21 protein-coding genes are annotated in these 20,913 nt (G+C 63.0%); 8 read left to right on the top strand and 13 right to left on the bottom strand.

The genetic code is table 11. The features are described from left to right. Nucleotides 1–183: 183 nt before the first annotated feature. From OH491_RS10540 to OH491_RS10515, 6 genes are all read right to left on the bottom strand, one after another. A complete protein-coding gene (locus OH491_RS10540; protein ID WP_334319477.1) occupies nucleotides 184–888 on the bottom strand; it encodes an ABC transporter ATP-binding protein in 705 nt (234 codons plus the stop codon). Next, nucleotides 885–2,135, bottom strand: coding sequence for an ABC transporter permease (locus OH491_RS10535; protein WP_068771444.1), 1,251 nt, complete (start codon nucleotides 2,133–2,135; stop codon nucleotides 885–887). The genes OH491_RS10540 and OH491_RS10535 overlap by 4 nt, the downstream gene beginning before the upstream one ends. Continuing rightward, nucleotides 2,135–3,256 carry an efflux RND transporter periplasmic adaptor subunit gene (locus OH491_RS10530; RefSeq protein ID WP_068771445.1) on the bottom strand — a complete coding sequence of 374 codons (1,122 nt, stop codon included), beginning with the start codon at nucleotides 3,254–3,256 and terminating at the stop codon, nucleotides 2,135–2,137. The genes OH491_RS10535 and OH491_RS10530 overlap by 1 nt, the downstream gene beginning before the upstream one ends. Beyond that, nucleotides 3,256–4,647: a TolC family protein gene (locus OH491_RS10525; RefSeq protein ID WP_068771446.1), complete on the bottom strand. Its 1,392-nt coding sequence runs from the start codon at nucleotides 4,645–4,647 to the stop codon at nucleotides 3,256–3,258. The genes OH491_RS10530 and OH491_RS10525 overlap by 1 nt, the downstream gene beginning before the upstream one ends. Nucleotides 4,648–4,876: 229 nt before the next feature. Beyond that, nucleotides 4,877–5,218 carry a hypothetical protein gene (locus OH491_RS10520; protein WP_145928929.1) on the bottom strand — a complete coding sequence of 114 codons (342 nt, stop codon included), beginning with the start codon at nucleotides 5,216–5,218 and terminating at the stop codon, nucleotides 4,877–4,879. Between the two features lie 124 nt (nucleotides 5,219–5,342). After that, the gene (locus OH491_RS10515) at nucleotides 5,343–6,227 is read right to left on the bottom strand and encodes a SprT family zinc-dependent metalloprotease (RefSeq protein ID WP_334319478.1); all 885 of its coding nucleotides are present in this window, start codon (nucleotides 6,225–6,227) and stop codon (nucleotides 5,343–5,345) included. A gap of 270 nt (nucleotides 6,228–6,497) precedes the next feature. On the opposite strand from OH491_RS10515, the gene OH491_RS10510 reads away from it, so the two are divergent. Both OH491_RS10510 and OH491_RS10505 read left to right on the top strand, forming a co-directional pair. Beyond that, nucleotides 6,498–6,938 carry an Hsp20/alpha crystallin family protein gene (locus OH491_RS10510; RefSeq protein WP_068771448.1) on the top strand — a complete coding sequence of 147 codons (441 nt, stop codon included), beginning with the start codon at nucleotides 6,498–6,500 and terminating at the stop codon, nucleotides 6,936–6,938. Between the two features lie 83 nt (nucleotides 6,939–7,021). Continuing rightward, nucleotides 7,022–7,432, top strand: coding sequence for an Hsp20/alpha crystallin family protein (locus OH491_RS10505; RefSeq protein WP_068771449.1), 411 nt, complete (start codon nucleotides 7,022–7,024; stop codon nucleotides 7,430–7,432). Between the two features lie 209 nt (nucleotides 7,433–7,641). On the opposite strand, the gene OH491_RS10500 is transcribed toward OH491_RS10505, so the two are convergent. The 7 genes from OH491_RS10500 to OH491_RS10470 all read right to left on the bottom strand — a co-directional run bounded on the left by OH491_RS10500 (nucleotide 7,642) and on the right by OH491_RS10470 (nucleotide 14,425). Beyond that, nucleotides 7,642–9,717: a carbon starvation CstA family protein gene (locus tag OH491_RS10500; RefSeq protein ID WP_342751013.1), complete on the bottom strand. Its 2,076-nt coding sequence runs from the start codon at nucleotides 9,715–9,717 to the stop codon at nucleotides 7,642–7,644. Nucleotides 9,718–10,846: 1,129 nt separating this feature from the next. Beyond that, nucleotides 10,847–11,518, bottom strand: a complete 672-nt coding sequence (locus OH491_RS10495; protein WP_145928930.1) for a hypothetical protein — start codon at nucleotides 11,516–11,518, stop codon at nucleotides 10,847–10,849. Continuing rightward, a complete protein-coding gene (locus tag OH491_RS10490) occupies nucleotides 11,515–12,003 on the bottom strand; it encodes a hypothetical protein (protein ID WP_068771451.1) in 489 nt (162 codons plus the stop codon). The genes OH491_RS10495 and OH491_RS10490 overlap by 4 nt, the downstream gene beginning before the upstream one ends. Before the next feature lie 349 nt (nucleotides 12,004–12,352). Next, the gene (locus OH491_RS10485) at nucleotides 12,353–12,748 is read right to left on the bottom strand and encodes a JAB domain-containing protein (protein ID WP_342751012.1); all 396 of its coding nucleotides are present in this window, start codon (nucleotides 12,746–12,748) and stop codon (nucleotides 12,353–12,355) included. A 292-nt stretch (nucleotides 12,749–13,040) separates the two neighbouring features. Then, entirely contained in the window at nucleotides 13,041–13,415 is a 375-nt protein-coding gene (locus tag OH491_RS10480) for a DUF6573 family protein (protein WP_068771453.1), read from the bottom strand. Between the two features lie 39 nt (nucleotides 13,416–13,454). Beyond that, entirely contained in the window at nucleotides 13,455–13,808 is a 354-nt protein-coding gene (locus OH491_RS10475) for a hypothetical protein (RefSeq protein WP_068771454.1), read from the bottom strand. 314 nt (nucleotides 13,809–14,122) lie between these two features. Beyond that, entirely contained in the window at nucleotides 14,123–14,425 is a 303-nt protein-coding gene (locus OH491_RS10470) for a hypothetical protein (protein ID WP_145928931.1), read from the bottom strand. Nucleotides 14,426–14,608: 183 nt separating this feature from the next. Here OH491_RS10470 and OH491_RS10465 point away from each other — a divergent pair, with 183 nt between their 5' ends. The 6 genes from OH491_RS10465 to OH491_RS10440 all read left to right on the top strand — a co-directional run bounded on the left by OH491_RS10465 (nucleotide 14,609) and on the right by OH491_RS10440 (nucleotide 20,861). Then, nucleotides 14,609–14,857, top strand: coding sequence for a hypothetical protein (locus OH491_RS10465; protein WP_068771455.1), 249 nt, complete (start codon nucleotides 14,609–14,611; stop codon nucleotides 14,855–14,857). 211 nt (nucleotides 14,858–15,068) lie between these two features. Then, nucleotides 15,069–17,996 (top strand): MobF family relaxase, encoded by a 2,928-nt coding sequence (mobF, locus tag OH491_RS10460; RefSeq protein ID WP_068771456.1) that lies wholly within the window; start codon nucleotides 15,069–15,071, stop codon nucleotides 17,994–17,996. Further along, entirely contained in the window at nucleotides 17,993–18,391 is a 399-nt protein-coding gene (locus tag OH491_RS10455) for a hypothetical protein (RefSeq protein ID WP_068771457.1), read from the top strand. Before mobF ends, OH491_RS10455 begins: the two co-directional genes overlap by 4 nt. A gap of 92 nt (nucleotides 18,392–18,483) precedes the next feature. Continuing rightward, the gene (locus OH491_RS10450; protein ID WP_068771458.1) at nucleotides 18,484–19,998 is read left to right on the top strand and encodes a type IV secretory system conjugative DNA transfer family protein; all 1,515 of its coding nucleotides are present in this window, start codon (nucleotides 18,484–18,486) and stop codon (nucleotides 19,996–19,998) included. A gap of 28 nt (nucleotides 19,999–20,026) precedes the next feature. Next, complete coding sequence (locus OH491_RS10445) at nucleotides 20,027–20,431, top strand: AAA family ATPase (RefSeq protein WP_342751011.1); 405 nt, start codon at nucleotides 20,027–20,029, stop codon at nucleotides 20,429–20,431. Further along, nucleotides 20,415–20,861, top strand: a complete 447-nt coding sequence (locus OH491_RS10440; protein WP_342751010.1) for an AAA family ATPase — start codon at nucleotides 20,415–20,417, stop codon at nucleotides 20,859–20,861. Before OH491_RS10445 ends, OH491_RS10440 begins: the two co-directional genes overlap by 17 nt. Nucleotides 20,862–20,913 lie beyond the last annotated feature (52 nt).

Here is a 20,913-nt window from a genome sequence, read left to right as displayed (position 1 = left end):
AACATATTTTGCGAAAATCAAAGAACATGGATACACGACTCATTAAAAAGGAGATCGCTTGAGCCAGTGACTTGCGAATAGGTGGCATTTTCACAGCTTTGTCAATAAGGCTGATACAGCATGGTAATGTTGCTAACATTTTTTACGAGTATATTTGTAAAATCATAATCGAAAAAAAAGGGGTTATACGAATACACCATCACGCATGGGATGTAAAAAATCGCACCGCCCGGCGATGTCGGGGTTGTGCGTGACGAGGATGATGGCCTGGCCGTTTTCCTTGGCGAGGCGGGTGAGCAGATCGAAAACCATGCCGGAGTTTTTCACGTCAAGGTTTCCAGTCGGCTCATCTGCGAGAATAATTGAGGGCTGATTTGCGAGGGCGCGCGCGATTGCCACGCGCTGCTGCTCGCCGCCGGAGAGCTGGTTGGCCAGCCGGTGGGTCTTTTCGCCGAGCCCGACGGCGTCCAGCAGTTGGGCGGCGCGCGCGGTCATTTGCGCGGGGGTGGCGCGGCCGAGTTTTCGCATGGGGAGCATCACGTTTTCCAGCGCGGAAAACTCGGGCAGCAGGAAATGGAACTGGAAGACGAAGCCGATGTGCTCGTTGCGCACCTGCGTGCGTTTTTCGTCGCCGGCCTGCGCGAGATTCTCGTTCGCGATCCAGATTTCGCCGCCATCCGGCCGGTCCAGCAGGCCCAGCAGATACAGCAGCGTGCTTTTGCCGCAGCCCGACGGTCCGACGATGGCCGACACCGTGCCCGGCTCCACCGCCAGCGACACCTCGCGCAGCACATGCACGCGCGCGTCGCCCGCGCCCAGGTAGCGCGTGAGGCGCGCGCAGCGGATCGCCTCGTTTTTCATCTTGTTTCCAGATGCGGCCATGCTCATTGCGAGGCCCCCCGGATAATGGCCGCGGGCTCCAGCAGCGCCGCCCGGCGCGCCGGCATCCAACTCGCGATCAACACCACCACCGACGACGCCAGCGCCGCCCCGGCATAATGCGCGAAATCCCACGCCACCACGATGTGGTCGGTGGAGAAGATGCCGCGCACGCTGACCGGCACGCTCGACACGCCCCATGTGCTCAGCGCGCCGAACATCCACCCGAGCGCGATGCCCGCCGCGAGCACCAGCCCGCCCTGCAACATGAATACGAACGCGATATCCATGCGCGTGTAGCCCATCGAGCGCAGGATGGCGATCTCCCTCGTCTTCTCCATCACGATCATCGCAAGCGTGTTGAACATGCCCAGGCCCGACACCACGATGATGGTGAACACCGTGATCGCCGCGAGGATGCGGAAGAACCGGAAGACATCGAGCCACACCTTTTCGCGCTCCTGCCAGCTGGCGGCGCGATGGCTCGCGATCATCTCGATCTGCCGCGCGATTTCCGGCGCCCGGTCGGAGTTTTTTAATCCGACTTGCAGATACGACGCGCCGTAGGGTTTGTGCAGCAGCACGCGCGCCTCGCCGAGGTGCATGAACACGCGCACCTTGTCGATGTCGCGGATGCCGGTTTCATAGATCGCCGACACGCGGTAGCGGGTGGACTGGCCGCCGTAGGAGATCAGGACAGAATTGCCCGGGCGCAACCGGAGCCGGTTCGCGAGCGCCGAGCCCACCAGCACGCCGGCCGGGGCCTTGCGAAAATCGTCCATGTTTCCCACCACGATCTGGCGCCCGATGTCGGACACGGCCATGTGATTTTCCAATTCGATGCCATACACCTGCCCCGATTCCTCGCGCGTCGCGGACTGGATGCTCACGTTGCCGCGCAGCACCTCCGACACGCCGCTTACGTCGGGAAAGCGTTTGATCGCGTCGATCAGCCGTCCCGGCTCCGCGACTCCCTCCTGATATTTCCGGTTGCTCTCGACTTCCACGCCGCCGGCATAACGCCCGTCGGAGTCGATCGCGCTCATGTTCACGACCGTCGCCTGAAACTTGTCCTCCACCCGCAGTGCGCCGTCCGTGCCCAGGATCGTGCGGATAAAAAATTCCTGGAAGCCCGTCGTGACCGCCTGGGTGAGAATAATAAAGCCCACGCCGAACGCGATGCCCGTGAGGCTCATCATCATGGAGCGCCGCTTGGCCAGCAGGAACCGCAGCGCGATCTTGAGGTTGGTGAGCATTACCGGCGTTCCGGGGCCTTTGCCACCCGCACGCGCTGTCCGTCGCGGAATCCGGACGGCGAATCGATGATGATCGCGTCGCCTTCCGCGAGCCCGTCGAGAATTTCAATATAATCGAGCCCCGCAAACCCGGTGCTCACGGGTTTCAGCCACGCGCGCCCGTCGCGCACGGTGAAGACCGAGTTGCCCAGCACGCCGCGGCGGTCGGCCAGCAGGGCGTTCTCGTGCCTGTCCACGGTGATGCTGGCCTCGCCGGTCAGGCCGGGGACCAGCAATTCGTCCGCCATGTCAACTTTCAGGTAGGCGATGTAACGCTTGGTTTTTTCGTCCGCGTTGGGCAGCACGCGCTCGACCCCGGCCTTGAACAACTGCCCGCCGTAGCCGAGCAGTTGCACGTTCACCGGCAGTCCCGGGCGCACGCCCGCGAAATTTTCCTCGCTGATCTGCGCCTGCACCAATCGTTCCTTGGAAATGACCCGCGCCAGCACCTGCCCGCCGCCGATCAGGTCGCCCGTGCGCGTAAAGATTTCCGCGATGGTGCCGTCATTCGCCACGGTCACGCTCATCTTTTCCAGCATGCGTCGTTTCAGCTTCAGCGTGTTCTCGTAGCTTTCGAGCGCCTGCTGATTGCTGATTTCCTCGTTGGCGAGACGGTCCTTGAGTTGCTCGACGACGCGCTTGGAGCGTTCCAGGTCGATGGGCGCCACGCGGCCCTGCTCGACGAGGCGCGTGTTGTTGCGCACGTTTTCCTCCGCCGTCGCGACCTCGAAGCGCGTCGCCGAGCCGATGGCGATGCGCGCCTTCAGGGCTTTGTATTCCGACTCTATGCGCTCGATTTCCAATTCCAGGTCGCGCGTGTCGATTTGATATAAAACCTCGCCGGCCTTCACCTCGCGGCCGAGCTGGACATGGCTGGCGACGATGCGCCCGCCCGCCTCGCTTTTAATGTCCATGTTAAAGGACTCGCTCACCAATATGTTGGCCGGGACGATGCGCACGGCGGCGCCGCGCCTGGCCGCGTCCATCACCGCGACGGGCAGTGTCTGATAATATATTCCCCAGCCGGCCGCCCCGGCGAGGAGAAGCACGGCGAGCGCTATCAAAAGTGTCTTCGACTTCATTAAAAATTTCCTCCGCCGGTCACCGCCGGGTCGCGCCCGCGGTTGGACAGGCAGGCCGCCAGCGCGGAGGCAAACGCGGCGCGCTCGGCGTTGGTTTGCTGGAGCACGTTGGCCAGGTGGGCGCGGGTGTCTTCCACGGCGCGCGACGACGCCCAGCCGTTGGCGAAATCGTGCTCGGTCAATTCCAGTCCTCCCCGCGCGCGGCCCAGGTCCAGCTCCGTGTTTTTCAGGCGCTCCCACTGGAGTTGCAGGCGCAGCGCCTCGGCTTCGCGCTCGCTGCCCTCCTGCTTTTCCGTCTGCACGCGGCTCACTTCGAGCGCGCGCAGGCGGTTGAGCGAGGCGAGCTGGAGCCCCTTCGTTTCCTGGCTGTCGAATATGCGCCAGTTCACGGTGCCGAACGCGTTCCAGCTCGTGATGAGCGATTTCGGACCGAGGACGTTGTTGTCCGGCGAGCGGTTTTCCTGGGTGACGGAAAGGCTGAGGCCGAATTTGGGATATAGGCGGGTTTTCTGGATTTTATAATTCAGGCGCTCGACCTCGATCTGGTCTTTGAGACCGGCGAGATTGTTCGATATCGCGATTGTTTGCGTGTTGACGAGCGCCGCGAGCGCGGCGTCGAGGTTGCCGAAGGGCGGCAGTGATTCCGGCAGGGTGTCGAGATCGGCCTCGGTGACGCCGGCGAGCCGCAGCAGGCTTTCGCGAAGCATGTTGTACTCGACCTCCTGCCTTCGCACCTCGGGGCGGATGATGTCGAGGTTGCGGCGCGGGCCGTCGAGCGCGCCCGCCGCCTGCACGCCGTCGGCGATCAACTGCTCCATTTGTTTGTATTCCTCTTCGGCGCGAGTCTGGTTTTGGCGGGCGATCTGAAGACCGTTCTTTGCGAGCATCAGGTCGAAGTAGCGCCTGCGGATGTCGAGCGCGAGCAGGCGCCGGGTCTCGGAGATGTTGCGTTCGGAGATGGCCTGGCGCAGTTTCCCGATCTGATAGTTTTGGGCCAGCGCGCCCCAATGAAAGACGGGCTGGTAGAAGCCGACGTTGTAGAGGACGGCCTCCAGTGTCCGGTTGCTGTCCAACGTTTCCTTGCGCTGTTCATATGTCACACCGGCGTTCGCCCAAGCCTCGAGGCGCGGGAGCATGGGCGCGCGGGCGACAAGGGTGTTGGCCTCGGCCTCGGCGAGCGCCCATTCGCGCATGATGACTTCGGGCGCGTTTACGAGCGCCCGGCGCAACAGGCTATCGAGCCCCGGCAGGCTTCGCTCGGGCAGGGCGGCTTGCAGTTGGGAAATCGCGTCGCGGTCCGGCGCCGGCTGGGCCATTCCCGCCGCCGCAATCCCGATCATCGCGACGACCAAGGCGCAGCGTCGGATGAGTTTTAGGCGGAAGGGAATCATTTGAATCGATGTGCGGAGAGGCTATCGGGACAAAAACAGAAAAAGTGGAACACAAGTGACATCAAAATCGAAGACGAGTGCAAAAAAAAGACCCTGCCGGCAAACGCCGCGGCGCGGGGCGCGCCGGATGGCATTCACGATGGAGAATCACTTTGCCGGCGATGCGGACGACACGGAGGCCGTTCCGCCATTTTGGGGCGAAACCCCGGTTTCGTTCTAATCCCCAAGATTATTTCGCCGCTTTGTCCGCCGTTCCCTGCGTTTCCTGCATCGTCTTGACGGTGGTTTTCAAGGCGTCGAGTTCCGCGCGGAGCGCGTCGTTGTCGCGCCGGAGGGCGAGCACTTCCGCCACGAGCGCGTTGGTCACGCTTTCCAGCGGCGAGGAGGCTTGGGTCACCGCGGTGAAGGCGCGGGCAAAGGCCTCGCGGTCGGCCTGCTGCTGGCGTTGAAACTCCAGCAGTTGCTGGATATTTGCGTTGGAATCCGGGCTTGATGGCCGGCGATCCCCGGCGACGGCAAGAACCGGAAGGCCGAGCAGCGCGATGGCGAGCGTGAAAATACGGGAGTTCATGGGCATCCTGTTTAATGCAAACGACGTTGTTTGCGATGAGATTTCGCTCCGGGCGGACGCGGATGATCCCGGGGCCGGCGCGGTTCGGAAATCAATCAGGGCCGCTGGCGCGAACGGGGCCGCTTCAGAGGCCGAGCAGGCTGCCGTTCTCCTTGAGCCAGCGCTCGGCGTCGCGCCAGCCGGGGCAGACTTCGCCGACGCGCGCCCAAAAACGGGGCGAGTGGTTCATTTCCTTCAAGTGCATCAGCTCATGGTAAATGATGTAGTCGCGCACGCTGTCGGGGGTTTGCACGAGCCGCCAGTTCAGCGAAATCACGCCCGACGACGAGCAGGAGCCCCAGCGTGTGCGCTGGTTGCGCACCGTGACCTCGCGCACGGGGACGCCGGTCTCGCTGGCGAGCTGCCAGGTGCGCGCGGGCAGCTCCACGCGGGCGCGCCGCTGGAAATGCGCCTCCAGCGTCGCGCGCAAATCGCCATCCAGTCGCGCCACGCGGAAACGCTCCGCGCCGAGCAGCACGGCGGGCCGGTCCGCGGGCGCGTCTCCGGCGCGCTCGATCGCGCGCAGCGATCCGCGCCAGAGGACATGGGTGCCGGGCGTCCAGATTTCCGCGCCGCGCGGACGCCGCCGCTGGCGCGCCCGGGCGCGCCGGAGCCAGTCGAGGTGCTCGTTGACGAAGCGCCGGGCCTCGCGTTCGCTGCCGCGTGCGGGGATGGTGGCGACCGCGACGCCGTCACGCCGGAGCGTGAGCCGGTAGTTGCGCGCGCGGTGGCTGCGTTCGAAGAGGATTTGCGGAGCGTCGTCCCCCGTGTCCGGCGGGGTGGGAGAGAGCACGAGCGGAGGCGGCGCAGGCTGCGGCGGTTGCGGTTGGCGCGGCGGGACCGGCGGCGACGGAGGAGGAGCCGGCATGGACGGCGGCGGGACGGAGGGATGCGACGACGAGGGGCCTTTGTGCACGCCGTGTTGCGGCGCGAGCAGATCGAAGAGCGTGAGCTGGGCCTCGTTGTTCACGTTGGGGAGGTGGATAACAAATCCGCCGGCGCAAAGCCAAGAGCGTTTCCGCGATTGCGCAAACCGCGCCGGGGCGACCGTGCCGTTTTTTCCCGGAACCCGTGACACGCAGGCGGACATTTTTTCGCACCGCGCCCGCCCTTCGGAAAACAAGTCGCTCACGGGCACAGGCTTGTTGCGAGCGACCTCCCGGCATCGATCCGGCTGAACGAGTGCCATCGGTTAGAAAAACCAATTCACTCAAACTCACCAAAAGAAAGGACAGACACCATGAGACTCATACACTACACGCAGCCCGACATCCGCAGCCTCGCCTTCGCCGGTCGCAGCCCGTGGGCCGGACTGGAAAGCGAAGTCGACCGCTGGTTCGAATCCGTGCTCGGCAGCGGCGGCGACATCCGCGACGACGGGCATTTCCCGCTCGACCTCTACGAGGACGAGGGGAACACCTACGTGCGCGCCAACCTGCCCGGCATCGCCCGCTCCGACATCAACGTCGAGATCGTGGACGGCTACCTGAACATCTCCGCCACGCGCAAAACCGAGGGCGAAGACGGCGGCGAGACTTTCTCCATCAGCCGCTCGCTCAGCCTGCCCGACAGCGTGGAGGAAGACAAGGTCACCGCGACCAGCGAGAACGGCGTGCTCACTGTCACGCTGCCGAAAAAGGAAGAGGCCAAGCCGCGCAAGGTCGCGATTTCGGTCAACTAACCCGCCGGCGTCCGGCGCACATCAACGACACTCCGCAATAGAAATCAACCAACCATAAACACACACATCAGGAGGAAACCAACATGACACTGCTCAACTCACTTATTCCCTCGTTCAAACGCCAGCCTGCCGCAGCCGACCGCAACAATGACAGCGCGGCGCAGACGCCCGGCATTCGTCCTTATTATGAGGTGAAATCCGCCGGCGACGACGCCTGGTCGCTCACCGTGCAACTGCCCGGCGTCGGCAAGGACTCGCTCGACATCACCGATCATGACGGCGTGCTCGTCATCCGCGGCGGCCGCACGTGGCGGCAGCCGCAGGGGTGGACGGCGCTGCATCGCGAGACGACCGACCGGCCCTTCGTGCTGGAATTGCATCACGACCATGCGATCGACGTGGAGAAAATCCGCGCCGAGCTGACCGACGGCGTGCTGCGCGCCACGCTCCCGAAGGCGGAATCGCGCAAGCCGCGCAAGATCGCGGTGAGCTGAGCCGCACGGCCGGGATTTGATGCCGGCGTTTCACACGTCCGCGCCGCGAACGATGCCGATTGTTCGCGGCGCGTTTTTATCGGGAAGCACGGTATGCGGCGGGTTGGGTGGCACGGGCGTCTCGCCCGTGTTTCTTCGTGAAAACCCCAAAAACACGGGCGAGACGCCCGTGCCACCCAACCCGCCGCTTCCGCCAGCGGCAACGCGCGCTATTCGCCGCTCGCCGCCGCCTGCATGCGCGGTTCCTCGCGGAGGGGGATGGATTGCCTGCTGGCGAGCATGAGCCACCAGGAGCGAGCGGAGGCGGCGAGGATGAGCAGGACCAGGATGAGGAAGCTCGCGGTCACCGCGGTGTTCACGTACTGGTTGAGCAGGAGGTGGCGCCACTGCGCGAGCTGCCCGGGCGGCGCGCCCGAGGCCGCGCCCGCGTCGATTCTTTCGGCTAGGCTGCGCGCCGCGCTCAGGAAGCCCAGCCGTGGGTCGGCCGCGAAGATTTTCTGCCAGCCCGCGCTCATCGTCACCGCCAGCAGCCAGGCCAGCGGCAGCCACGCCACCCACGCGTAGCGCGCCCGGCCCATCTTGATGAGCACCGTCGCGCCCAGCGACAGGGCGATCACCGCCAGCAGCTGGTTGGCCACCCCGAAGATCGGCCACAGCGAGTTGATGCCCCCGTGGGGATCGACCACGCCCTGATACAAAAACCAGCCCCAGGCCGCCACGAACAGCACGCTCGCCGCCCAGCTCGCCGCGGTCGAGCGCGTGTTGCCCAGCGGCCGCCATATCCCGCCCAACAAATCCTGCACCAGAAAACGCCCCACCCGCGTGCCCGCGTCGATGGTCGTCAATATGAACAGCGCCTCGAACATGATCGCGAAGTGATACCACAGGGCCATCGCCGTGGGGTTTTTCAGCACGCTCGAAAACATCCGCGCCATGCCCACCGCAAAGGTCGGCGCTCCCCCGGTGCGCCCGATCATGGTCTTCTCGCCCACGTCGGAGGCGAGTTTTTCCATCTGCGCCTCGCTCACCGGGAAACCGAGCTCCGTGACCTGCGCGGTCACCTCCGCGGGCGTCCCGGCCATGTTGATGGCAAAATACTCGCCGGGCTGCATGGCGCACGCCGCGATCAGCGCCATCACCCCCACCAGCATCTCCGTGATCATTGCCCCGTAGCCCACCACCCGGATGTCCTTCTCTTTCGCCAGCAGCTTCGGCGTGGTCCCCGACGAGATCAACGCATGGAAGCCCGACACCGCCGCGCACGCGATGGTGATGAAACAGAACGGGAAGACCTTCCCGGCGAACACCGGTCCGGTTCCGTCGACGAAGCGCGTCAGCGCGGGCATGTGCAGGGTCGGCGCCAGAAAAATGATCGCCACGCCCAGGAGCGCCACCGCGCCGATCTTCATGAACGTGCTCAGGTAATCCCTTGGGGCGAGCAGCAGCCAGACCGGCAGCACGCTGGCCAGCAGCCCGTAGCCCATGATGCCCCAGGCCAGCGGCCGGCCCTCCAGCGTCAGCCAGCCCTCCAGCGCGGTGCCCTGGATCCATTTGCCTGCCACCACCGACAAAAGCAGCATGACCACGCCGAAGGCGCTGAAGCCCACGTGCACCTTGCCCGACTTGAGCCCCACGCCCGAGCATGGCGATGGGCACGGTGGCCGGATGGTGAACAGCCCCGGGACTCTCCGCCAAGGCCCGCACCACCAGCGCCAGCACCGCGATGATGATGACCAGAATCGCCACCGTGCCGACCAGCGCGACCGCGCCGGCGAAGGCCCGACCTCGCGCACCATCTGCCCGAGCGACTTGCCCCGCCGCCGGATCGAGCAGAACAGGACAATCGAGTCGTGCACCGCCCCGCCGAGGGTCGCGCCGACGAGAATCCACAGCAACCCGGGCAGGTAGCCGAACTGCGCGGCGAGCACCGGCCCGACCAGCGGCCCGGGCCCCGCGATGGCCGCGAAATGGTGCCCGAAGACCACCCAGCGGTGCGTCTTCACAAAGTCCTTGCCGTCCTCGAAGGCCACCGCCGGGGTGGCCCGGGTTTCGTCGAGGGTGAGCACCCTCGCCATCAGCCAGGCGGAATGAAAGCGGTAGGCCAGCGCGAAGACGCACACCGAGGCGACCACCACCCAGATGGCGTTGACCGGCTCGCCCCGCGACAGCGCGATGATCGCCGCCGAGACCCCCAGCAGCGCCGCCACCACTCCCCACACTACTAGCGCCAACGGCTTCAGCCGCGGACGCGGTTTCTCTCGCTCTCTCGGTGCGGGTGTAGTCATGGGGCAAAGATGGTTGAACCAACCGGCATCAAAATGGGAACGTCAATATTAATATCTGTTGTTAACGCTGCCGCGCCAGCGACTGGGAGCGCCGGCTTCCAGCCGGCAGACGACGCGAAGCGTCGCCAAGCCCACGGGCGGGACGCCCGCGAAGGAAAGACAGCCAAGTTGTTGGTTTTGGCGGACTTTGTTGTTGGTTAGTAAGTTAGAACAAGCAAAGAGTGTCAGCCCAAAGTAAAGAAGTGAAGCAAAAAACATCGTTTTTGGCAACTTTTGGCCATCTACCGCACGTGATAAAAACCGGCTGGCAGAGCCTTATTGTATCCAAAAATAGGATACAACTGAAGAATGCTATGACCCTGCGGCAATCCGCTTGATCTGGCAAGGATTGTTTTTGAAAAAACGTCCTTGTGCCAGTCTCAGGAATATTCCGAGTATTCCGCGCCCTGCGCGGGGGCGGGTTTTGTTGCACGGCTGGCTGCGCGCTTCCGCTCGTGGCTGCAAGTGCGTCGGGGCATCCCTGCATGTTTTTTTCATCGGGCGCATCCATGATCGGACCGGGCTGGCGCGGCGCGCGGCAGTGCTGGCGTCTTTTGCGTCTCCGTCCGGGATTAACCGTCCGGGTCGGTTGCCGATGGCGCAACGCGCTCCGGCAGTGTCATAGCCAGTGCCGTTTTGTAGCTTGCCGCCACCGGGCGGCTGGCGGGCTGCCGGTCAGGGCGCGCTCGTGTCCAGACCTCTATGCAGCCACGGGATGCCGGAGACAAGGCGCGGGCGGGCAACGGCAACGCCTGCGGCAAAAGCGCGCGCGCTTGTTTTTCCCGGATGGCAACTGGAGTCATTTATATGGGGCGCAACGCCCGATAGCCGCGAAAAAGCACGGCGCGTCAAGGTGGAGGTGCGACGAAGGAGCACACAACCTTGACGCACCGTGGTAAAATGGCCGGCCACGGGGCGCGGGCCTTCCAAACGCGACTGCGGGCGCGACCCCGACATGCCGCATATCGCGGCATTGGAGCGAAGCCTGTCTGTGCGTGGTTTGATTCCAACGCGGATTGCCGCCCGCCGCGTGGCACCGCAGGAAGAATACGGCTGGCGGGCATTCCTTGCCGCCAGCCGGCAGCAACGATCAGTCGCCAAAATCGAGCGCGAGGGTGCGCGCCGGGGCGGTGATGACGGGCTCTCCATCGCGTTTCGGCGGCAGCTCGAAATAGTTCGTCATGAGGATGGCGGTTGGCTGACTGCCGGCGTTGTCGAAGGAAAAGTCGCCGCGCATGCAGCGGCGCAACGCGTCGAAAGTTCGCCGGTCGGGCTCGATGTTTCGCGGCGGATTCTGGCGGTCCCTGGCGGCGTGCCGGACGAAGGCGCTGTCGAACAGGTTCGAGTAGGTTTCATGCGCCGCCTGCCAAAGTTCACGGCGTTGCGCGTCGGTGGCGAACAAGCCGTGTGCGAACGCCTGGGCCGCGCGCTGCGCGCAATGAACGAAGGCATATTCATTGGCTATGTCGCGATTGGCGCACCGGATGACATCGTGCAGAACTCCTTTAGTCCCGCGTTCCTGTTCGGCGGCGAGGCTTTCCAGAAAATTCCGGGAAAGCAGATCGAAGAATCCGGCCCCTTCGCGCACGTAAAGTGTGAATTGGGCGAGGGAATAGTAACCCGTGGAGCTTACCGGGAAATGTCCCCGCTCGGTGGCGTGGAGCGCGCCGAAGAACATTCCGTCCTTGCGAAACATGACCGGCCTGCCCCGGACGGTAAAAAGATGCTGTTCCGGTATCGTGTCTGGCGGGGTGGTTTTCATATAAAACTCCTTTCGTTGCTGAAGTGGAGTTTGCGGTCGTCGCCGATGTGGAGATCGACCTCGCCATAGGATTCGCTGGCGCGGGTGAGTTGCTGCATGGCGAACTCGGCAAGTTCGTCATTGACGGGCTCATCCCAGTAGCTGCCGTGGTGATTGCGGGTGAGCCAGAAGTCGTGGCCGTTGCGCTCGTCGTCGAGGTGGGTCAAATCGGTGGCGCATTCGCGGCAGAATTGCGAGCACTCGGCCCATGCGCTCACCAGCGAGGCGATTGCGATGTCCTCGATAGTGTGGGTGGCGTCGAGGTATTCTTCGTTGTCGTCGCGGGATGTCCAAAGCGAGGCGGCATTGAGATAACCGCGAAGGAATCTGAACAACGCGGTCTCCCCGCTGTTTATATAATGAAGGATTTCCCGGTGGACGGAGCCGAGCCTGCGGCCCTTGGGCAGGTAACGTGTTTCGAGGGCGGATGCCGTTTCTGTTGTCATGTTGATTCGCGGAATCGCGCGGGAGTCCGTTTCCCGGCACCGTGCCGGGGTATTCGTGACGGCTCCGCCGATTCACGCGGTTCCCCGCTCACATCAAGTCAAAGGACGCCGAAGCGGATGCGGAGGCGTCCGGTGTGGAGGCGCGACGAAGGAGCGCACTACATTGACGATGTGATACGCGTTGGGAACCAGCAGCGGCGGGCCTGTTTTTTTCCACGGGCGGATGCCCCTCATTTCTCTGGCGAACAAAAAGGGAGCCTTGGCGCGCATGCAGGATGCCGTCTCATGGCCGTGGCTGGCGCTTTCGGCGGTGTGTTGCGCAGTGTGTGCCGGTGCGCAGGCGAGGCAATCACCGGTGCGGTGTCATATGCGCGTGTCGGGGAACCTTGGCGGAAGTGGCATTATGACTGCGTGGCCTTCCGCCAGCGATGGTTTTCCTTAGATCAGACCCTGTTCTCTGAATGAAAAATATCCAAGTCCAAGCGGTGGAGGCGGATGCGGCGATGGCGGCGCGGTAAAACTCGCGCGGGGTGAGAAGTGAGGCACTCTGGGTGCCCAGGGTGATCATGATGCGGGCGGTGGGCTTCAATTTCCGATTCAAGCAAATCAGGTAACACATTTCCTGCTCGGGATAGGCATCGAACGCGCCTTGCATATAGGCGACCACCTTGGCCGCGCAGTTTAATGCCTCGGCCGGTCCGGATTGGATGAGATTGTAAGTGAGTTTAATCTCGTAGATACGCATTTTTTAGCGGAATCGCGCGGGAGTCCGTTTCCCGGCTTCGTGCCGGGTTGTCATCGGCTCCGCCGATTCACGCGGTTGCCCGCGCACATCAAGTCAAAGGACGCCGGAGCGGATGCGGAGGCGTCCGGTGTGGAGACGCGACGCAGGAGCGTTCTACATTGACGATGTGCCAGCATGGGTAACCAGCAGCAGGCGGGCCTGTTTTTTCCACGGGTGGATGCCCCCATTTCCCTGTCAAAAAACAGGGGCGCGGATGAGCCGCGCCCCTGTGGTTTTTGCCGTCGTCCGGCGTTCAATCCTCGTCGTCGAACATGAGGGTCAAAACCGGCTCGTGGTTGTCACCGAGGCCGAGGTGGAGTTTCAGCGCGCGCGTGCGTTTACCAATAATTGCGGTGAAGCGCGCCGTGTCGGAGTCGGCGGTTTTTCCGCTGCGTATCCGCAGCTTGGCCAGCACGCTGAGGTCGTGCAGGATTCCATTGAGGTCGTTGTCATGATCGCGGACGGCGCTTTGGACAGTCTCCCACACCGTGCTGGTGGTCGCGAGCGGGTATTTCCAGTGAGCGTGGATGAGTTTGTCGCCACTGAGGTCAATGAGCACGCCGTCGGCGATGGCCTGTTTGCGTGTGTATGAATAAACCGGTTTTCCAAATAAATCTTCGTTTGTCATGACATTCCTTTCATCTGGATGTGTTTCGCGACTGCGCCTTCAGAGCCAGCGGTGCAGGAGGGCGTATCCGTCCCCGAAGAGTTTGCACGAGAGATGATAGACCGTGGCGAATCCCGCATCCTCGCCAACCCCGGACACGCGGAGGGTTTCTTTCCGGCGGTCATAGGTGGCGTCAAGCGCCTTGGCCGCGCTCCATGTCAGCCGGCGCGGTTTATTACCGCTGATTGTATAAACGTCCATGCCACGGCTCATGCCGGAGGCGCTGACATGGCGCAGGATGGTATAGACGGTGTCGCCAGGCTTGAGCCATTTTTTCAAGGATGCGACGGCCTCGGCGCATTCGGTTTCTTTTTTGGTGAGCGGCTTGTCCGCTGTTACGGTTGCATTTTCCATATGAGATGCGGAATCGCGCGGCGCTCCGCGCCCGGCCTCGTGCCGGGTTGTCCGGTGCTCTGCTCGACTCGCATCGTCCCCGCAGCACACCGCGTCAAGGTGGAGCACGGCGAGGAACGAGCCGGAAGCACCTTGACGCGAGTGTGGTAAAATGGGATGCGACGAGAGAGAAGTAGTCATGTCGAGGCGGCGCTGGCCGGATTGATTCCACCATCGTGCGCGCATGAAAATTTCTCCCGCGCTCCGCGTGTTTATGCTTCGTGGAAAATCCGTCTTCGCGGCGATTCACGCCCGGTTGCCGTGCCGCTCGATATTCATATTGAAAAACCACCCCGGTGGATGAACCGGCTGGTTTTGTTTTTTCGATTCTCCGCGTCCCTGAATGGAGGTTTTTCACCGGCCCGGCGGAGTCTTGGGACGCCTTGGAGCGCGGCAGTGACGGCGGCGGAGGCGGGCGCGCAGCGGGTCCGCCGCCCGCCCGACGGCCCGCCGAAAGCGACGGGCGCGCCCAAGTCTTCGCCCGGCTGACGGGGTTGTTTCCGCCACGGCGCGGGGGCGCGCTGCGGACGGAGGGACGACGGACGCAACGCGCCTTCGCGCATGAGTCGGCGTTGCATGGCGGGCTCGTAAAACAGGCGGTCGTTCGCGCGTGGCGATGGCGGCCGTGTCCGGTTTTATAATTATCCGGCGCGAATGAGCCGAAAGTAATCGAAGGCGCATTTGCCCATCGAAACATCATGACGGGTTAATTGCGGGAAAATCTGTAATATCAAAAAACATTCCCCTCCATCGGGCCACGAATGATTTATATGCTTGCCGGCGCGGTTGTCCGCATTTCCGCAGAGCGTGTGTTTTATACAAAGGCCGGGCGCGAAGTCACGGGACGCCCGCAGCGAAGCGGAACCGGAAAACCGGGGCGGGGCGGCGCGAGGAACGAGCGCGCCCGCGACGGTTTGGAGGTGGAGCGAAACGAGGAGCGCGCCCGTGTCTTCGCGCCCTCCCGCCCCGTGCCTGATTATCAATCCGCCCCGCACGGTGTCACGCCGTGACCCAAGGCACGCAGGGGCGCGGCGCGACTCCGTGCAAGTCGGGCACATCAAAAGCGCCGGTGCGAAGCCTCCACACCTGTATATAAAAACCGGTCACACGGCGACATGCCGCGCGGGTGCATTTACATGCACCCCTATATATGGAAGCCGTCCTTAAAAAAACATTCGCCAGGTGGCGAAGGGGAAATGCGTCCTGCCACTTGAAGCGCGGATGCGTTTTCCCAACGCCTCGGATGAGGGTGGTTTCCCGCGCGCCAGGTCGCGTTATTATTCGATGCTCACGCCCAAGCCACAACTCAATCTTGCCAACGCGAAGGGATACTTTCGCGAGCACCTTGCCACCGGGGATTATTACATGGACGGCCATGTCGTCCCCGGCGAATGGCGCGGCGAGGGCGCGGCGTTGCTCGGACTCGATGAAAAAGTCACCGAGGAGGCGTTTATAAAACTGTGCGAGGGGTTGAGCCCGAAAACCGGCCAATGGCTCACCGCGCGCCGCAACACGACCCGGCGCGAAGGCGATCTCACGGTGTCGAACCGGCGCGTGTTTTACGATTTTACGATTTCGCCGCCGAAGTCTGTTTCCATCGTCGCGTTGTATCAGGATGACCGGATTTTGAAACTTCATGACGAGGCGGCTCGCGCGATGGCGGACGCGCTGGAAAAATTTGCCGAGACGCGCGTGCGCAAGGACGGTGCGAACTCCGAGCGCGTCACGGGCAATACGCTCTGCGCGCTGTTCCGCCACGACACCAGCCGCGAGCTCGACCCCCATTTGCACACGCACTGCATTTTTATGAACGCCACCTATGACTGGGATGAGCAACGGTGGAAGGCGCTGCACGCGACCGGCATGTATCGGGCGCAGAAATTTGCCGAGAATCTTTATTATCACGAACTCGCCAGGGGGCTGCGCGAACTCGGCTACACGCTCACCAACAACGCGCGCGACTTTGAAATCGCCGGCGTGCCGGAATCGGTCGTCGAGCGGTTCTCAAAACGCCACCGCCAGATTGACGAGGCAGCGCAGAAACGCATCGAAACGGAAGGGTTGCGGGGCAATGAAAAAAATCTCCGCAAGCAGGTCGCGCATGATGTGCGCCGCCGCAAAATAAAAAGCCTGTCCTCCGAAAAACTGCGTCCGCGCTGGGCCGCGGAAATGACTCACGAAGAACGCGCCGCGCTCTCGTGCATTGCTCCGGGGAAATTACCAATACCCGCGACAAATGAAGCCGCCGCCGCTGTCGCGAAAAAACCGGACGTGGGCGGTTTTTTCGCGTGGGCGGAAAAACACGTTTTCGAGCGCAACGCCGTGTCCACCGATTATGAATTGATGTCCGCCGCGCTCATGCGCGGACGCGGCGAAGCCTTCACGCTCGCCGACCTCGAAGCCGCCGTCGCCGGCAGGGATTTTTTCCGCGAAGCCGGCACGCGCAAACTGACCCATCGCGAAACCCTTCAAGCCGAATGGAACCTCATTCTGGCCGCGCGCGACGGGCGCGATGCCTGCCACCCGTTCAACGATCATTTCACGCCCGCGTCCGGCCTCAAGCCCGACCAGCGTTCCGCGGTCATCCGCATCCTGCGCAGCCGCGACTTTATCACGCTTTTTCAAGGAGGAGCAGGCACGGGCAAAAGTCACACCCTGCGCGAGGTCGTGCGCGGTTTGGAAACAGCGGGGCATCCCGTGCGCGTGTTCGCCCCGCAGCACCAGCAGGCCGCCGACCTGCGCCGCGACGGTTTGGACGCCGACACCGTGGCGCGGCTGCTGGCTTTTTCAAGCCACGCGACCCTTGAACGCGGCACGGTCGTGGTCGTGGACGAGGCCGGGCAGATCGGCGGCAGGGACATGCTGCGCATCGTCGGGGCCGCGCGCGAGTGCGGCGGGCGCGTCATCCTCTCCGGCGACACGCGCCAGCAGGGGGCCGTCGCCGCCTCGGATGCGCTGCGCATCCTCGAAACGCAGGCCGGCCTGCATCCGGTCAAGCTGGACACCATCCGGCGCCAGAATCCCGACGCCGTTTCGTCGCGAGAGCAAAAGCGCGCCGTGCGCGGCTACCGCGACGCGGTGAAAGCCGCCGCCGATGGGAAACTCGTGGAATCACTCGAAAAACTGGAACGCCTCGGCTGGGTGCGCGAAGGCGACGCCGAGACGCTGCCCAAGGAAATCGCCGCACGCTACCGCGAGGCCGTGGAACGCAAGGAGGATGTGCTCGCCGTCGCGCGGACCTGGGACGCGGTTCGCACGCTCAACGCGGCCATCCGCGCCGAACTCAAAAATGCGGGCATCCTAAAATCCGGCGTGCCCGTCGCCTCGTGGCAGGCGGTTGACCTGACGGAGGCGCAAAGGCGCGACGAGCGGTTTTATGTCCCCGGTGAAGGGGTGTATTTTTTGCGCGGATACGGCCGCTTCCAGCGCGGTGATTTTTGCGAAATCGTTGCCGCCGGTGCCGGCGGCGTGACGCTGTGCAAGGACGGGCGCGACACCGCCGTCAGTTACAACCATGCCGCCGCCTGCCTCGTGCCGGTGCGCGCCCGCGAGATCGAACTGGCGCGCGGCGACCGCTTGCAGATGAAATTCAACGGCAAGTCCGCCGAGGGCGCGGCCATTCGCAACGGCGAGCTGGCCACCGTGCTGCGCGTGATGAAGGACGGGCGCATCCGCGTGCGCGACGATGCCGGCGCGTGCAAAACCCTCGCCGCGTCGCAGCGCATGTTCATCCCCGGCTACGCCGTCACGACCTACGCCTCGCAAGGCAAGACCGTGGACACCGTGCTCCTGCACTGCGCGGGCGATGAAACCAAGCCCGTCGCGGTCAACCGCAACCAGTGGTATGTCGGCATCTCGCGGGCGAGAAAACAGGCGCTGGTCTTCACCGATGACGCGACCGCGCTGCGCACACGCATCGAGCAGGAAGGCAACCGCGCTCCCGCCGTGTCGTTGGCCATCGACGAGACCGCGCAAGCGGGTTTGCAGGCGCGGTTGAGCGGGGAGCACCAGCGCGTCATTGCGCAACACTACGAAGCCCTCCGCGCCACCCATGCGCCGTCGCACGCCGTGCAGGCGCCGGCACAACACACCTTGTCCCCCATGTATCAATCGCAACAACCCAACCCACGGAAAGGAATCAGCCCATGAGACTGTCGTTAAAAAAAGCATTGGACAAACTGGATCGCGAAGACGGCGGCGCGCCCGCGCACGGCCATCCGCCGACTGAAACTGTCGGAGCCGAGCCGCGCTGCCTGCGCCTTGCGGCGGATAATACCCGCGCATGGGAATTGCCCTGGGCGAGTTTTTACGGCGCGGTTTTCACGGCAGCGGACGCGCGCGACCACGCGCCGGACCGCATCGAACTGAGCTTCGCGCGTTACGAGGCCGTGCTGCGCGGAAAACACCTCGCAAAACTCATGGACGGCCTGCACGCCATGCGCCTTGCGGAAGTGCGCGCCGTGGAGGAAAAATTCCTCGGCTTGTCCGGCGATGACGGGGAGCCTGTCGTTGTGTCGGTCGAAGTCAAAAAACTCGGACCTTGATGCGCGCGTGTTCAAAAAAATGCCGGTTTTGTCCTGAAAAATGCCGGGAATATCCAATCCAAGGCGGGAAGATTCCGGCATGATCGGCCTGAATGATTACGCATATCGTATTGTTCTTCACCGGCGCGGCGCTCGCGGTTCTGGCGTGGCGGCACTGGCATGTCGTGCCCTCGCGATTACCCGCCGCCGACATGTTGCGCGCGCCGTTGCTCGCGGGCCTCACGGGCTGGGCGCTCTGGCAGTTACCGTGCGCGTGGTGGGCGTGGCGCGACGCGCGCCGGAAACCGAAACCGATTCTGCGGCTGGGAGGGTTTAAGTGGACTCAGAATGACTTTTGCCGGGGCTGGCTCATCACGGGCGAGACGGGTTCGGGAAAAACGCTCGCGGCCATCAACACCATGCTCTGGCAGGTCACGCAAAACTGCCCGGATTGGGGCGGCGTTTGCATTGATGACAAGGGGCTTTATTGGGAAACGCTGTCCACCATGTTTCGCGCGTTGGGGCGCGAGAAGGATTTGATTTTGCTAAAAGTGCGTCCCGAGGGCGCGCCGGCGGACTGGAAGCCTCCGCATGTGTTCAACTTTTTGGAAGACCCGCGCCTGCCGTATTCGTCGAAGGCGAAGGATGTCTGCGATGTCGCGGCCTCGCTCGGGCAGGACGGGGATCAGCCGTTCTTCAAGACCCAGGCGGAAATCCAGATGGACTTCGCCTTCCGCGCGCTGGCGTGCACGGGTGTGCCGGTGACTCTGGAAAACGCGCACGAATTGCTGGCCTCCGACGCATGGATGAAGCGGCTTCTGGGCAAACTTGAAAACAAGGGCACCGAGGAGGCCGAGTCGCTTCTGGCACATTACCGCACGCAGATCGCCAGCCAGCCCGCCGAGCAACTGGGCGGCGTGCGCGGCACGCTCGCCAACAGGTTGAAACATTTCACGCCGCCGGACATCGCCGAGGTGTTCTGCCCCGACAAATCAACGTTTTCCATGTCAGAAATTGACCGGAGCAAGGTCATTTGCGTCTCGATTCCGCAGCGCTTCAAGACCGAGCGGCGTTATATACACACGTTGCTGAAACTGGTGTTTTATTCGCACGTGCTGCTGCGCTTCGACCGACCGGCGGAGGAGCGGGCGAAGGATAATCTGCTGATACTGTGGGCGGATGAGGCGCAGAAAATCATCACGGCGAGCGAGGACGGCACGAGCGATTACAATGTCGTGGATGTCATTCGCGAGGCGAAGGCCACGGTGGTCGCGGCCACGCAAAGTTACACCTCGCTCATCCCGCCGATTGGCGATGAGCAGAAGGCCAAGGTTTTTATCGCCAACATGGCGAATCGGATCATATGCAAGGCGGCGGATGAGGAGTCGGCAAAAATCGCGGCGGACACGCTTGGAAAGAAAAAGTATAAAAAACGCAGCTATGGTTATTCGGCCGGGAAGCGCACGGTGAGCCATACCGAGGAGGAAAAGTATTACATCGAGCCGCACGAGTTTCGGCGACTGCGGAAGTTTGAGGCCGTCGTGCAGCACTGCGAGGAGGGGTTTCGGAGGGTAAGGCTCATGCCGCGCGGCGCGGACGGCAAGGTGCCGGAGTGGTTTCGGCGATGAAGGATTTTTTGAATCACGGATTACACGAATGGACACGAAAGAATTGAACGAAATGCGCGGGAGGTTGCGCGGACTGGCGGAGTATTTGCGCGGGTGCATCAAGGGGCAGGAGCATGTGATCGGGTGCGTGGTGTCGGTGTTGCAGCGCGGAGAACTGGGGCTGGCGCATCATGGCCGGCCAAAGGGAAGTTTTTTGCTCGTGGGGCCGACTGGGACGGGCAAGACGGAGCTAACGAATGCGTTCACGGGGTATTTGTTCGGCGGGGCGAAGCCGCTGCGGTTTGACATGTCGGAATATCAAAATCAATCCTCGGTTGAGAAACTGATTGGCGAGAAGGTCGGTGACATTGGCTTGCTTGGCCGGGTGCTGGCGAAGGCGGAGGCCGTGCATGGCGGCAATGGAGCGGCTGGTTTGTTTGCAGATTCTGGATGACGCGAGCATCACGCTGGCGTCGGGCGAGCGGAAGAATCTTTCGGGATATTATATCGTGTGCACGTCGAACATCGGCGCGGCGGAGGCGATGCGGATGCAATCCGCGCCGTTCGCGAGCATCGAGCGCACGGTGCTGGCGCGGGTAAATCAAACACTGCGTCCCGAACTGGTGGGGCGCATGACGGAAAAGGTGGTGTTTGCGCGGTTGCCTTATGCGGTGCAGCGGGAGATTTGCGAGGCCATGATCGCGGGCGAACTGGCGCGGCTGCGAAAGCTGGGACATGAGATCACGATCACTCCCGATGACGTAGAGACGATTTTGCGGACGGGTTTCCACAAGACTCTTGGCGCGCGCCCCATGCGCGGAGCCGTCGAGCGGTTCTTGCAGGACAGGGTGGCCGGCGGGTTATTGGGCGGAATGTCGAAGTGAGTTGAATGCGTTTTTTATTCCAAGGGGAAATTGAATAACTATGTTCCTGGTC

The organism is Termitidicoccus mucosus (assembly GCF_038725785.1).
GTDB classification, from domain to species: Bacteria; Verrucomicrobiota; Verrucomicrobiia; order Opitutales; family Opitutaceae; genus Termitidicoccus; species Termitidicoccus mucosus.
Note: the sequence above shows the minus strand (reverse complement) of the source record. Positions and strands in the feature narration are given on the sequence as shown.

Bases quoted from the DNA above. Each gene is read 5' to 3' on its own strand.
- OH491_RS10540 (WP_334319477.1), bottom strand. From the start codon at position 888: ATGAGCATGGCCGCATCTGGAAACAAGATGAAAAACGAGGCGATCCGC.
- OH491_RS10535 (WP_068771444.1), bottom strand. From the start codon at position 2,135: ATGCTCACCAACCTCAAGATCGCGCTGCGGTTCCTGCTGGCCAAGCGG.
- OH491_RS10530 (WP_068771445.1), bottom strand. From the start codon at position 3,256: ATGAAGTCGAAGACACTTTTGATAGCGCTCGCCGTGCTTCTCCTCGCC.
- OH491_RS10525 (WP_068771446.1), bottom strand. From the start codon at position 4,647: ATGATTCCCTTCCGCCTAAAACTCATCCGACGCTGCGCCTTGGTCGTC.
- OH491_RS10520 (WP_145928929.1), bottom strand. From the start codon at position 5,218: ATGAACTCCCGTATTTTCACGCTCGCCATCGCGCTGCTCGGCCTTCCG.
- OH491_RS10510 (WP_068771448.1), top strand. From the start codon at position 6,498: ATGAGACTCATACACTACACGCAGCCCGACATCCGCAGCCTCGCCTTC.
- OH491_RS10505 (WP_068771449.1), top strand. From the start codon at position 7,022: ATGACACTGCTCAACTCACTTATTCCCTCGTTCAAACGCCAGCCTGCC.
- OH491_RS10500 (WP_342751013.1), bottom strand. From the start codon at position 9,717: ATGACTACACCCGCACCGAGAGAGCGAGAGAAACCGCGTCCGCGGCTG.
- OH491_RS10495 (WP_145928930.1), bottom strand. From the start codon at position 11,518: ATGAAAACCACCCCGCCAGACACGATACCGGAACAGCATCTTTTTACC.
- OH491_RS10490 (WP_068771451.1), bottom strand. From the start codon at position 12,003: ATGACAACAGAAACGGCATCCGCCCTCGAAACACGTTACCTGCCCAAG.
- OH491_RS10485 (WP_342751012.1), bottom strand. From the start codon at position 12,748: ATGCGTATCTACGAGATTAAACTCACTTACAATCTCATCCAATCCGGA.
- OH491_RS10480 (WP_068771453.1), bottom strand. From the start codon at position 13,415: ATGACAAACGAAGATTTATTTGGAAAACCGGTTTATTCATACACACGC.
- OH491_RS10475 (WP_068771454.1), bottom strand. From the start codon at position 13,808: ATGGAAAATGCAACCGTAACAGCGGACAAGCCGCTCACCAAAAAAGAA.
- OH491_RS10470 (WP_145928931.1), bottom strand. From the start codon at position 14,425: ATGCAACGCCGACTCATGCGCGAAGGCGCGTTGCGTCCGTCGTCCCTC.
- OH491_RS10465 (WP_068771455.1), top strand. From the start codon at position 14,609: ATGATTTATATGCTTGCCGGCGCGGTTGTCCGCATTTCCGCAGAGCGT.
- mobF (WP_068771456.1), top strand. From the start codon at position 15,069: ATGCGTTTTCCCAACGCCTCGGATGAGGGTGGTTTCCCGCGCGCCAGG.
- OH491_RS10455 (WP_068771457.1), top strand. From the start codon at position 17,993: ATGAGACTGTCGTTAAAAAAAGCATTGGACAAACTGGATCGCGAAGAC.
- OH491_RS10450 (WP_068771458.1), top strand. From the start codon at position 18,484: ATGATTACGCATATCGTATTGTTCTTCACCGGCGCGGCGCTCGCGGTT.
- OH491_RS10445 (WP_342751011.1), top strand. From the start codon at position 20,027: ATGGACACGAAAGAATTGAACGAAATGCGCGGGAGGTTGCGCGGACTG.